The sequence below is a fragment of the Ruegeria sp. YS9 genome (assembly GCF_024628725.1).
Lineage (GTDB): Bacteria > Pseudomonadota > Alphaproteobacteria > Rhodobacterales > Rhodobacteraceae > Ruegeria > Ruegeria atlantica_C.
The window spans coordinates 428,003-439,582 of the sequence record NZ_CP102410.1 but is presented as its reverse complement, the minus strand read 5'-3'; the positions used below and the strand labels follow the sequence as shown (position 1 = coordinate 439,582).

Here is an 11,580-nt window from a genome sequence, read left to right as displayed (position 1 = left end):
TACTGAACAGAAACGCGGGCGTGTGCTGCGCTCCGTTGACCAGAACGTAAAACAGGAGTTTGGCGAAAAGGGAATAGGCCTTGCGGCTTCGTGCTGACTGCTGGCAAGGACATCTGGCATCGGCCGCATGGCGCCAAAGAGGGTTACTCTGACGGCGAGCCTGTCGGTGACGCGGGCACGGCCTTGAGATAGGCCGCAATCGCCAGACGGTCGTCATCCGTAAGGCGGGATGTGTTTTCAATGACTTCCACCATCTCACCACCCGCGCTGTCATAGTCCGGCGTGAAGCCGGATTTCAGATATTCGGCAATATCAGCCTCGGACCAATCCAGTTGGGCAGAAGTCAGCCCGGGGATGCGTCCCTTTCCGCTGGGGTTTGGTGTACCTGTCAGCCAGAGATCGCGTTTCAGGCCCCCTAGCGCGTTGCGCGGCGTGTGACATTCTGCGCAATGTCCCAACGCCTCTACCAAGTATCGGCCTTGAATTTGCTGGTCAGTCAGATCGCCTTGCACAACCCAGCCCGGTTTCAGATACAACAGCTTCCACCCGCCCAGCCCGCGTCGAAAATTGAAGGGAAAGCCAACCTCGTGCGCTGCGCTTTGGGTTGGAACCGCCGGCAGAGTGCCGAGGAAGGCATGCAGTGAAACAACGTCCTCGGCTGACATGTTGGCGTAGGACGTATAGGGAAATGCGGGGAAATAGTGCTGTCCTTCGGGCCCGGTCCCGTGAAGCAGAGCATTGGCCAGATCCGATGCGGACCACGATCCGATGCCGGTAACCGGATCACTGGATATGTTCGGGGCTATGAACGTGCCGAAATCCGACGCAAACCGACGGCCGCCAGCGAGCACCAGCTTTTCCTCACCCGTTGAGTTCGGTGCAGAATGGCAGGACGCGCATCCAGCCGCATAAAACACGGCCTCACCTCGACTGAGATCAGGGACAATTCCGTTCAGTTGTGTCTGGTCAACTGTTTTCGGACGGGTCAGCACCAAACCGACCAGCCCGACCAGTACAGCGATACCTGCGGCGAAAATGAACAAACGCCGCATGGCCCGCGCTCCATTAGTCTTTCGGCGCCCTGTAAGCTTTGTGACAGGCCGAGCACGATCCGCCCAGATCACCCATCGCCGCCTTCAGGGCATCGACATCCTGGCCTGCCGCCGCCTGCATCGCAACGGCTGCTTCAGCCATGGCCTGACCTTTTGCGCTTACATCCGGGAAGTTCTCCCAGATGGCTGGCAAGGCTCGGGTGGACGGGTCGGACGCATTGTCGGATCCGGCAGGCCACATCGCAGATTGATCGATCTGCGTCAGAACAACCAGGTTATTTGCGGCCCGGGTTGCTGCCTCGGCATCATATTCAACCTCTCCCTTGGCCATGCCGCCCAATGTGCCAAGATTGAAGGCATAGAGCTGCATGATTGAGGTCCGAGCCTTCACCGCAGGATTTTCGCTTTCATGGGCGATGGCTGATCCAATGATGGCTACCGACACCAAACCTGCCGCAATGGCCGAGATTTTCTTCATCATTGTGCGTCTCCCTGTTCAATGCGTCGAATACTAGCCTGAACATTTTTTCTTGTAATTGTTTGTTATTCATCGTTACTTGTTAATTTATGCACAACCAAAACTGGGATGATTTTCGGTACGCGCTGGCCGTAAGGAAACACGGATCGCTGAATGCGGCTGCCGGGGCGCTGGGTGTTACTCATGCAACGGTGCTGCGCAGAGTCGCCGCGCTTGAAGACCGTTTTGGATGCGTGATCTTTCAAAAACACCCGTCAGGGTACACCGCCCTGCCCGAGGCCAGTGCAATTCTTTCGGCGATGGAAAGCGTTGAAGAGGCGGTACTTTCCGTAGAGCGGGCAATTGTGGGTGCAAACCGGTCCCCTGCGGGTCAGGTCCGCATTGCGTCCACGGACAGCCTTTGTCAGCTTGTACTGCCCCAAATATTGACTGAGATATCGCGGCTTTACCCCGGCTTGGAACTGACTTTGTTAAGTGGCAACAGCCATCATGATCTGTCGAGGTTGACTGCGGACATCGCCGTGCGACCCTCGATCAAACTTGAAGAAGGGCTTGTCAGCGAACGAGCGGGAACATTGTCATTCGGCGTTTTTGACGATGGTTCCCCAAACCGAAAATGGATGAGGCTTGATGGGGCGTTGAGCCGCTCGCTTCCCGCCAAATGGTTGGCCGAACATGTCAGCGCCGATGAGATGACCAACGGGGCAGACAGCTTTTTGGTGCTTCAGCAGATGGCGGCATCCGGGGTGGGCAAAGCGTTTCTGCCCTCGTTTATTGGGAATGCGGATCCTCGGCTTCATCGGTCGTCAGAAATTGATCCCGGAATAGACGTTCCGCTGTGGGTGGCGACACTGGACGAGATAGCGCGCACTCCGAGATTTGCCATCGTACAAAGAGCTTTGGTCGAACGCCTGTCCATTGCTCTGCCCGGGTGACATATCAAAAAACTACGCCAGTAGGCTTGGCCCCTCCGAGAAACGCTCCGGGGCCGAGGCGCTGATCGTCTGGACGGAGTTCGGGCGAACTCCGTTTAGCTCCTGCAAGGCCACGCGTGCCTTCCGTCCGCCGTCTGCGCGATTGCGCGAACAAGGGTTATGACAGGGGCCAAGTTCTGAAACCGAACGCTTATGAGTTCAGACCAAGGTCGGTGGCGCGGACAGGGATTGTCGTTCATAGTTGGACGTGAAATGAGACCCGAGATTTCCGATCTGTCAGTTCGCAATTGGTCATTGTCGCGAGTTTTTCTTGCGGCCTGCATTGTCGTGATGGGAACGGCCACCGCGATAGTTGGCGTGTGGGTGTCAAATCGGATCGAGAATGCAGTTGTCCAAAACTCCGCCAACTCCGCGGCGCTATATATGGAGAGCATCGTATCCCCTCTCAGCCAGGAACTTGCATACGGGGATCGTCTTTCCGATCAAGCAAGGCGGGCACTGGACGAAATATTCATGACCCAGCCACTGCGTGACCGCATTGTGTCCTTCAAGTTTTGGAAGCAAGGCGGCGTGATCGCGCACGCGTCGGATCCGACCATCATTGGAAGCCGTTTCGATCCGACTGACGATCTGAGCCGAGCCTGGAGTGGAGAGATTTCGGGTTCGTTCGAAGATCTCGACCATGCCGAAAGCGCCGCAGAAGCAGCACTTGGGATCCCGCTGCTTGAAGTGTACAGCCCGATCCGAGAACTCTGGTCGGGCGATATCATTGCAGTTGCAGAGTTTTATGAAAAAGCGGAACAGCTGGAAGTTGATATGGCCAGAGCCCGGCGGACAAGCTGGCTGGTCGTCGGATCAGCGTTTACGGCAAGTACAATCGTTCTGTTTTCCATCGTGGCAATCGGTGACAACACCATTCGACGCCAGGGGCGCCTGTTGGAGCGGCGCCTGAAAGAGAGCGAGCAGATGGCAGAGCAGAACGTCAGGCTGCGGTCGCGCGTGGTCGAAGCGTCGGAACGATATGCCACGCAAACGGATCGCTTTCTGAAGAAACTTGGTTCAGAACTTCACGACGGCCCAGCTCAATACCTGTCCCTTGCGGCCCTCAGGTTGGAGGCGGCGTTCTCGGACAGGCCAGAAAAGCCTGCGGAAGCTGAGGAAATACAACAGTCTTTGCAGAAGTCCCTGGCCGAAATTCGTGCGTTGTCGCGGGGCTTGTCCGCTCCGGACATCGACAATCTGGCGCTGATTGATGTGGTGAAAAGAGCCATAGAAGATCACTCGGAACACAGCCCGCTGCGGCCAGAAGTTTCACTTCAGGGAAGCCAGACGATCGAGTTGTCCGTCTCCGACAAGTTGTGTGTTTTTCGGTTCCTTCAGGAAACGCTTTCCAATGCCGCCAGGTATGCTCCGAATTCTCGATGCACCGTCATTTGCAAGGCGCATGACGATCGGGTCGTCATTCATGTCGACGATGACGGGCCCGGATTTGACCCCTCGGACGGAAAAGTACTGCGCGACGATGGAGGCCAGGGGCTTCTGGGTTTGCGAGATCGGGTTGAGAGTATCGGTGGCAGGTTCGAAGTCTGGTCAAGCCCTGGCAAAGGCACCTCTGTCACAATGACATTATTTCCCAGAAAGATGAGTACGTCATGACAACATCTGTCGTAATAGCGGATGATCACCCGATTTTCAGGGACGGTTTGCACCGGACATTGGACGAAGCCGATGGTTTCGAAGTTCTCGCTGCCGGCTCGAGCGCGGATGAGGCAGTTTCACTTGTCGGCATTCATCAACCTGACATCGCCATCCTCGATCTTTCGATGCCCGGGGGCGGCATAAATGCGACGCGAAAAATCGCGGCTATGGCAAACCCGCCATTCATCGCGATATTGACGGTCTCGGAAAACAACAGTGACGTTGCGGATGCTTTGGAAGCCGGGGCAATCGGCTACATCGTCAAAGGTGTGACAGCCAGCGAATTGACCGCCTCACTGCGCAGCATCGCCGCGGGCGAAGGATTCGTGTCGCCCGGGCTGGCCTCGCGCGTGCTGCTTCAGATCAACAGAGAGGCGGAGAATTCCAAGGATAGTGATGTCCTGGATGATCTTACGCATCGCGAGGAAGAAATACTTCGACGTGTGGCGAAGGGGATGAGCAATCGGGAGATCGCAGATCAACTGGATCTTCAGGAAAAAACCGTGAAACACTACATGACGGCAATCCTGTCCAAGCTCCACGCCCGAAACCGGGTCGAGGCCGCTCTGATCGCGCACGATGCTTGGGGCAAGACGGACTAAGCCGTCAGTCAAACGTGATGGCATGCTCAATGCTGGCTCCATCGCTTCGAAAGGCGTGTGTACCCGGGACCTGAAATTTCAGTTTCGTGCTCGCAAATCCGTCCGGTGGCAAGCTGTGTTGCGCATGTTCGCAGGTTTCGCGCGGACTCACCTCACAGGGCATGCCCAGAGTGATCTGCCGGTCAGGCCGTGATCCGGCTCTGGCAGCGACCGGCTGGCGGGGTTCGGCGGATCTAATGCCTAGCTCTCAGGCCTGTGTTGGAATCCGTCCAAATAGGGATCTGATTTGAGACGCTTGGCCGCAAAATCGACAAATGCACGCACTTTTGCAGACACGGTACGGCCCTCTTGATGCACAAGATGGATGGGGATCTCGGGTGGTTCATACGAATTCAGAACGGTCCTGAGCCGCCCGTCCCCAAGGTAGGGTGCCACCTGATAGGACAAGAGCCGCCCGATGCCATGCCCTTGCAGGGCCAGCTCGATCACCGCATCATTGGTGTTCATGCTGATGCGCGGACTTACACGTTTTGTCACGACCGTCTCACTCTTTTGAAAATGCCATTGGGCCGAGGGGTGCAGGGCAGTTGAATTAATGATGGCGTGATTGGCCAGGTCGTCGGGTGTGTCAGGTTCGCCGCGCGTATCGAGATATGCCGGAGCGGCAAACACGACCTGCCTCACCGCACCGCATCTCACGGCCATCAGGCTTGAATCTGCAAGGTTTCCAATCCTGATGCCGACGTCGAGGCCCTCATCAATCAGATTGACCACACGGTCCACATAAAGAGTGCGCGCGGAGAGCTTTGGATGCAGTTCCAGAAATTCTCCCAGAATCGGATTGACGAACATTCGGCCGAACAACACCGATGCGGTCACACTGAGTTCCCCGGTCGGTTCGGCATAGGATCCGATGGCGGCACGCTCTGCCTCCTCGAGATCCATCAGAATGCGTCTGGCATCTTCAAGGAATCTTCGCCCGCTGTCTGTCAGCATGACTGATCGCGTGGTGCGCACAAAAAGGCGAAGCCCCAGGCTGTCCTCCAGCATGGAGACCAGTCGGGTTACCGTTGGTGGCGACATATTGAGGTGGCGCGCTGCGGCAGCGAAGCCTTTCAACTCGGCCACCTTCACAAAAACGCTCAGAGCGTGAAATCTATCCAAACGACTATTCCATATTTCGGAATAATATATTGCCAAATAGGGATATTCTGCAACACCAAAGCTTTGACTAGCTTCACCTCAACCCCAGGGCTCTGCCCGGCTGAGATGGAGAATTCAATGTCACGTCCTTTTGCAGAAATCAGTTTTACGCCTTCCGTACGTGCAACACAGGCCAGGAACGGATCGGCTGAAGGCTATGCAAAGTTTCTGGCCGGCGCCGAACAGGAAGACCTCATCAGCCCGGTCGAGGCCAGCTTCATCGCACAAAGGGACGGCTTCTATCAGGCGACCGTCTCTGAAACCGGCTGGCCTTATGTTCAATTTCGCGGCGGACCGGCAGGCTTTCTGAAAGTGCTGGATGAACGGACGCTGGCCTACGCGGATTTTCGCGGCAACCGGCAATATCTGAGCGCAGGTAACCTGCTGAACAACGACCGCGTTTCTCTGATCCTGATGGACTATCCCAACCGGAGACGCCTCAAGATCTGGGGCCGGGCGAAACTTGTTGATGGCGCAGATGATCCGGCCCTGATGCAACGTTTGCATGACCCGAATTACAGGGGCCACCCAGAGCGGGCCATTGTGATCAAGCTTGAAGCGATGGACTGGAACTGCCCGCAGCACATCCCCCAACGCCTGACCCTAGAAGAGTTTGAAGAGTATCTGGCACCGCTTCGCGATGAATTGGCGGAACTGAAAGCTCGAAACGCAGATCAAAAAGAAAAGCCCGGCCAGCAACGCTGATCGATGCTGAACCCCGCGCGTTCAGACGCGCCCCAAGAACCCCAAGAACCCCAAGAAAGGAAACACCCATGTCGCGCAATCTGAAATCCACCCTGAGCGCCAGTCTGCTCGCGCTTACCATCGCGGTGCCATTCGCTCCGGCCCCTGCAATCGCCAATGAGATCGGCATTGAAGCCACCCAAGCGGTCAATTTCCGCGCAGAAAAAATCGGCGAGGTCAATATCGCCTATCGTGAGGCCGGAGACCCGAACAGGCCAACCGTCCTGTTGCTTCATGGTTTTCCGACCTCGTCACATATGTTCCGCAACCTTATCCCCGAGCTGGCCAGGCATTATCACGTGATCGCGCCCGACTTTCCCGGATTTGGGGCGTCGGACATGCCGCAAGCCGAAGACTTCGAGTATTCCTTTGCGAATATCGCCGAAATCATGACGTCCCTGCTGGATCGAAAGGGTGTCGATCAATACGCGGTCTATCTGATGGACTATGGTGCCCCGGTTGGATTCCGGATGTTTGCGGAACAGCCCGAACGGGTTACCGGCTTCGTCATTCAGAACGGCAATGCGTATGAGGAAGGGCTGCGAGAATTCTGGGACCCGATCAAAGCCTATTGGGCCGACCCCTCGAAAGAGAATGGCGACCAGCTTCGTGGATTTCTTACTCTGGATGCGACCAAGTGGCAGTTCACCCACGGTGTACAAAGGCCGGAACGGATCAGCCCGGACAACTATTGGCACGTCCAATACCTGCTTGATCGCGATGGCAATCAGGAGGTTCAGCTTGAACTTTTCCTGGATTACGGCACCAACGTTGCCGAGTACCCGAAATGGCAGGCGTTGTTTCGCGAGCATCAACCCCCGGCGCTGCTGATGTGGGGTAAGAACGATCACATCTTTCCGGCCGAAGGCGCCCTGCCCTATCAGCGCGACCTGAAAGACCTTGAGTTTCATCTGCTTGATACCGGACACTTCGCGCTGGAAGAATACGGGCCCGAGATTGCGGAACAGATGACTGCATTCCTGAACCGTATAACCGCCGCCGGCAACTGATGCGCAACTGGCCGCGCCTCGATCAAGGGCGCGGCCTCATGTTTGGAGACGATCAATGAACACGCAAGCAAACACTGCCAAGGAAGTCACGGTTGAAATCGTGCACGGGTTTGTCGACGGTGGCACCGGAGGAAATCCCGCAGGTGTCGTCCTGGACGCTGATGATCTGAGCGAACGAGATATGCAAACCGTGGCGGCAAGGGTTGGATTGTCCGAGACGGCGTTTGTCTCTCGCTCCGAAACGGAAGGCTTCAAGCTGGATTTCTTCACACCGAACCGGCGCATCGCTCATTGCGGTCATGCAACAATCGCCGCCTTCTCTCACCTCGATGCGCTAGGCCGGATTCCCAAACCCGATACGTCCAAGGAAACTGTTGATGGCCCCAGGCGCATACTCGTGAAAGACGGCGCCGCCTATATGGAACAATTGGCCCCACGCTATTGGGGGGCTCAGGAATGGATCGAAAAGGGCGTGAAACTCGACGATGTACTGTGCTCTCTCGGGATCGACAATGCTGATCTGGATCAGAGGTTTGCGCCGGTTTTAGTCAACACCGGCAACAGCTTCATCGTTGTCGGTCTTTCTGATGCGGCAGGCCTTGCCAAGGTCAGACCGGATTTCGCCAAAATCAAGCAAATCAGCGAGCAACTGGATCTGATTGGTTACTATGTGTTCACAAAGGACCCCTCAGCAACAAGCCGAGACGCCACAACCCGTATGTTCGCACCCAGATACGCGATAGATGAAGAAGCCGCCACGGGGATGGCGGCCGGGCCACTTGCATGCGTGTTGCATGATTTTGGCGGCACGTCTCAGCGATCATTTGAAATTGAACAAGGGGTGTTTATGAAGCCGGCGAGCCCGAGCCTGATAAAGGTCGATCTGGACATCGAGAACGGTGCAATCACGGGCCTCATGGCCGGTGGTTACGGAAAAGCCATGACCTCGGCCCGGATTGCCTTGTGACGCGAAAATGCCAGGTGTGTCCGCAGCACCGGTCTCGGTTGCACCCAGATCCTTGAACTCGAATACGTCTCGTCCAAGGGTCCAGCGACGGCACCATACTCAGCGCAGGGCGAGGCCCGATTCCATGGACCGGACTGCGCGCTGCCGATCTTTGCAGTGCGCATGCCTGGCCGCCCTCAGCCCAAATCGAAGCCGGCCTTTGCGGACAAGGTAGAAGCTTACCGCTCTCAATCCGTGTTGTCCGGGTCAATGCGGCGATCTGGCATGGGGCTGCCTTGATGCTCCTTGTCGACGAGCGAATACAACTCGATGGATCCGGCAAGCCCTCGCACTTCGTGAAACCCACAAGCCGTGAACAGGTCGGGCGAAGCAGCGGCAACCGCTGACGTCGCCAGAACTCTGTGACCCAGGGATTTCGTCAACCCCTCGATACGGCTTGCAAGGTTGACCGCTCTACCCAGAACAGTGAAATCCAGCCTGCCGGGACTGCCGATATTGCCATAGCTGACCTGCCCGACATTGATCCCGATGCCTATGTCCAACGGCGGCTTCTGAGCCTCATCGCGGCGATGGTTCAGTGCGGCCAAACCGGTCAATACGCTTTGAGCAGCCCGTGCTGCCCTTTTGCATTGGTCGTTCAAATCTTCCTGTGTCGCGACAGTGAATATCGACAGAATGCCGTCTCCCATGAACTTGAGAATGTCGCCGCCATTCTCTTCGACAGACTGTACAACCAGATCGAAGTATCCACTCAACATGTCGAAAACGTCTTCTTCGGATGTCCTGTCCGAAAGAGCGGTGAAACCACGAAGGTCAGAAAACATGACAACTGCATCAAGGGTCGTGCGTTCCCCTCGCTTGATCCGCCCGTTCCACACAGCATCAGAAGGCCCATCGCCAAGATAGGTTCTCAGAAGGCCTTTGGACGACTTGCGCATCGTGACAGGTTCAAGAGCAGAGGACAGAGCGGGCAGTGCATCCTCTATCATTTTCAGATTCTGGGGCGAGAACCCGTCTGGCGACCGGGTGACAAAAGTACAGCCGTGCAGCGATCCGTCTCCGTAATAAAGCAACGTAGCATAGTAATCGGTGCCACCCAGCTCAGCGAAATCAAGATATGATGAGTGCTCAGTCCTGGGGTTCAATTGCCGCAGACTTTTGTGAAGTGGCTTCCGATGTTCAAGAATGTACTCGAATGAGCTGCCGACATACCCATCCGTCAGCATGGTCTCATGTGTCACGTCATAGCTTTCGGTGCCATCCGGTGTCCAGACGATCCCCCATGCGATGAGCAGCGGATTGGCGAAACGCTGACCGATATTGACCCGCCAGAGCGGCACACCCGCCTCGATCAGAGACGAACAGAAATATGACACAACTTTTTCCGGGTCATCCGAACGACGCCCCTCGGCAATCATCCAATTGGTCAGTTGGGCAATAGCATCCATAGTTTAAAACCAATCGCTTAGATAAGATCGTCAAGAATTTGGGTTTAGTGTTCGATCATAATATTCTAGCCTTTTTCTTACCCCGTCCAAGCCTGCTGTTCAGTCCACAGTTCTCGGCCGTAAGCGCCGGCCAAGCTACACACAGACCTTCCTGGGTACGTTTCGCCAGCCTTGTCATCAATTTGAATGAATCTTGCCAAAAGACTGGCGTCGCTCTCGAAACCCTTTGAACGCCTTGTCGCACGCTGGTAGCACGAGGCCGCTCTGGCTATTGATTTATTAGCGCGCGCAAAGAATATGTAAATCTATGATAAGTTCACGACGAACAATACCAGCAGGCAGACTGGCATGACCAAGATAAAGAACATGGAAGAGTTTGCAGCGCTCAGCGGCATCTCGCGCCCTACGGTTTCCAAATACTTTCACGATCCCGACAGCGTTCGCCCCACGACGCGGGCCCGAATTGAAGAGGCGCTGGAACGGTTCGACTATCGCCCCAACATTTACGCGGTGAACCAGAACCGGAAGCTTACCAAGAATATCGGAATCGTCGTGCCCTATCTGGCGGACCCGTTCTTTGTCGAGATTGCACGCTATCTGGAACAAAGTTGCATTGCGGCAGGTTATCGGCCGTCCCTGTTCAGCTCTCATGGCGAGCAGAAGCTGGAGAACGAAATTCTGGACGGCTTGCAATCGATGAAACCCGCCGGTGTTCTTTTGGCCCCTTTGGGCCGAATTTCGGACAGATCTGCGATCGAGAAATTCTGTGCCAATGTGCCGACCGTTCTGTTCGACAGCAATCTTGATGGTCTGGGAGCAGCCTTTGTCGGATCGGATAACTTTAGCTTTGTGTCGCAAACCGTCGAATACATGACCCGCACTGGTGAACCCCCGTCCTTCTTCGAAATGCGAACACCCGCAAACCCCAATGCCAACAAACGGCGCAAGGCGTATGTCGAAATCATGGAGCGCCTCGGACATGAGCCGCATATTCTCAAGGTTGATGGCAAAGGTTGGGCGTTTGAAGAAATTGGACACAGAGGCACGATGAAGATCTTGGAGGAAGGTCAATTGAGGACGAACTCGGTTCTGTGTAGCAATGACCGGCTCGCCATCGGCTTTCTTGCCGCTTGCTACGAACAGGGGATTCGGGTCGGTCGGAAAGAGGATTGCACGTTGCGTGTAGCTTCGAATGATGGGCACCCGTTCGCAAAATTTACATGTCCATCCCTGACAACGGCAGCGCATGACTATGATAATGTAGCGGCGCGCAGTGTTGAAACCCTGTTCCAACTCATTGAAAGTGGCGGGAAACTTCAGGCGCGATCGGAAACGTTATTCCCCGCACGACTGGTTTTGAGGGATTCTGCGTAGCTTCATTTTTTAACGCGCGTAAAGTTTTTATTGACGCCGCGACAAATTACGCACTACTTTCCGAGTACG

The 11,580-nt window shown here is 55.7% G+C and carries 11 protein-coding genes; 7 read left to right on the top strand and 4 right to left on the bottom strand.

Annotated features, from left to right (window positions below; translation table 11 throughout):
• Positions 1-143: 143 nt before the first annotated feature.
• Together NOR97_RS18320 and NOR97_RS18315 are read right to left on the bottom strand one after the other, a co-directional pair.
• Positions 144-1,052 (bottom strand): cytochrome c, encoded by a 909-nt coding sequence (locus tag NOR97_RS18320; RefSeq protein WP_257600951.1) that lies wholly within the window; start codon positions 1,050-1,052, stop codon positions 144-146.
• A gap of 13 nt (positions 1,053-1,065) precedes the next feature.
• A complete protein-coding gene (locus NOR97_RS18315; RefSeq protein WP_257600950.1) occupies positions 1,066-1,533 on the bottom strand; it encodes a cytochrome c in 468 nt (155 codons plus the stop codon).
• A gap of 86 nt (positions 1,534-1,619) precedes the next feature.
• On the opposite strand from NOR97_RS18315, the gene NOR97_RS18310 reads away from it, so the two are divergent.
• The 3 genes from NOR97_RS18310 to NOR97_RS18300 all read left to right on the top strand — a co-directional run bounded on the left by NOR97_RS18310 (position 1,620) and on the right by NOR97_RS18300 (position 4,765).
• The gene (locus tag NOR97_RS18310; RefSeq protein WP_257600949.1) at positions 1,620-2,465 is read left to right on the top strand and encodes a LysR family transcriptional regulator; all 846 of its coding nucleotides are present in this window, start codon (positions 1,620-1,622) and stop codon (positions 2,463-2,465) included.
• 513 nt (positions 2,466-2,978) lie between these two features.
• Entirely contained in the window at positions 2,979-4,121 is a 1,143-nt protein-coding gene (locus NOR97_RS18305) for a sensor histidine kinase (protein WP_257600947.1), read from the top strand.
• On the top strand, positions 4,118-4,765 hold the full coding sequence (locus NOR97_RS18300) for a response regulator transcription factor (RefSeq protein WP_170345405.1): 648 nt from the start codon (positions 4,118-4,120) through the stop codon (positions 4,763-4,765). The genes NOR97_RS18305 and NOR97_RS18300 overlap by 4 nt, the downstream gene beginning before the upstream one ends.
• Before the next feature lie 240 nt (positions 4,766-5,005).
• Here NOR97_RS18300 and NOR97_RS18295 read toward each other — a convergent pair whose 3' ends face one another.
• Complete coding sequence (locus NOR97_RS18295; protein WP_257600946.1) at positions 5,006-5,929, bottom strand: LysR family transcriptional regulator; 924 nt, start codon at positions 5,927-5,929, stop codon at positions 5,006-5,008.
• Between the two features lie 117 nt (positions 5,930-6,046).
• Here NOR97_RS18295 and NOR97_RS18290 point away from each other — a divergent pair, with 117 nt between their 5' ends.
• The 3 genes from NOR97_RS18290 (at position 6,047) to NOR97_RS18280 (ending at position 8,689) form a co-directional block, all read left to right on the top strand.
• A complete protein-coding gene (locus tag NOR97_RS18290; RefSeq protein ID WP_257600945.1) occupies positions 6,047-6,673 on the top strand; it encodes a pyridoxamine 5'-phosphate oxidase family protein in 627 nt (208 codons plus the stop codon).
• A 68-nt stretch (positions 6,674-6,741) separates the two neighbouring features.
• Positions 6,742-7,722 carry an alpha/beta fold hydrolase gene (locus NOR97_RS18285; protein ID WP_257600943.1) on the top strand — a complete coding sequence of 327 codons (981 nt, stop codon included), beginning with the start codon at positions 6,742-6,744 and terminating at the stop codon, positions 7,720-7,722.
• 55 nt (positions 7,723-7,777) lie between these two features.
• A complete protein-coding gene (locus NOR97_RS18280) occupies positions 7,778-8,689 on the top strand; it encodes a PhzF family phenazine biosynthesis protein (protein ID WP_171364353.1) in 912 nt (303 codons plus the stop codon).
• A 227-nt stretch (positions 8,690-8,916) separates the two neighbouring features.
• On the opposite strand, the gene NOR97_RS18275 is transcribed toward NOR97_RS18280, so the two are convergent.
• Positions 8,917-10,137 (bottom strand): adenylate/guanylate cyclase domain-containing protein, encoded by a 1,221-nt coding sequence (locus tag NOR97_RS18275; RefSeq protein WP_257600942.1) that lies wholly within the window; start codon positions 10,135-10,137, stop codon positions 8,917-8,919.
• A 348-nt stretch (positions 10,138-10,485) separates the two neighbouring features.
• Between NOR97_RS18275 and NOR97_RS18270 the strand changes: the two genes are divergently transcribed.
• Positions 10,486-11,511, top strand: a complete 1,026-nt coding sequence (locus tag NOR97_RS18270) for a LacI family DNA-binding transcriptional regulator (protein ID WP_170345410.1) — start codon at positions 10,486-10,488, stop codon at positions 11,509-11,511.
• The last annotated feature ends 69 nt before the right edge of the window (positions 11,512-11,580 follow it).

Excerpts from the sequence above, each read along its gene's own strand:
- NOR97_RS18285 (WP_257600943.1), top strand. The coding sequence starts at position 6,742 with ATGTCGCGCAATCTGAAATCCACCCTGAGCGCCAGTCTGCTCGCGCTT.
- NOR97_RS18275 (WP_257600942.1), bottom strand. The coding sequence starts at position 10,137 with ATGGATGCTATTGCCCAACTGACCAATTGGATGATTGCCGAGGGGCGT.
- NOR97_RS18280 (WP_171364353.1), top strand. The coding sequence starts at position 7,778 with ATGAACACGCAAGCAAACACTGCCAAGGAAGTCACGGTTGAAATCGTG.
- NOR97_RS18315 (WP_257600950.1), bottom strand. The coding sequence starts at position 1,533 with ATGATGAAGAAAATCTCGGCCATTGCGGCAGGTTTGGTGTCGGTAGCC.
- NOR97_RS18270 (WP_170345410.1), top strand. The coding sequence starts at position 10,486 with ATGACCAAGATAAAGAACATGGAAGAGTTTGCAGCGCTCAGCGGCATC.
- NOR97_RS18305 (WP_257600947.1), top strand. The coding sequence starts at position 2,979 with ATGACCCAGCCACTGCGTGACCGCATTGTGTCCTTCAAGTTTTGGAAG.
- NOR97_RS18300 (WP_170345405.1), top strand. The coding sequence starts at position 4,118 with ATGACAACATCTGTCGTAATAGCGGATGATCACCCGATTTTCAGGGAC.
- NOR97_RS18320 (WP_257600951.1), bottom strand. The coding sequence starts at position 1,052 with ATGCGGCGTTTGTTCATTTTCGCCGCAGGTATCGCTGTACTGGTCGGG.
- NOR97_RS18290 (WP_257600945.1), top strand. The coding sequence starts at position 6,047 with ATGTCACGTCCTTTTGCAGAAATCAGTTTTACGCCTTCCGTACGTGCA.
- NOR97_RS18310 (WP_257600949.1), top strand. The coding sequence starts at position 1,620 with ATGCACAACCAAAACTGGGATGATTTTCGGTACGCGCTGGCCGTAAGG.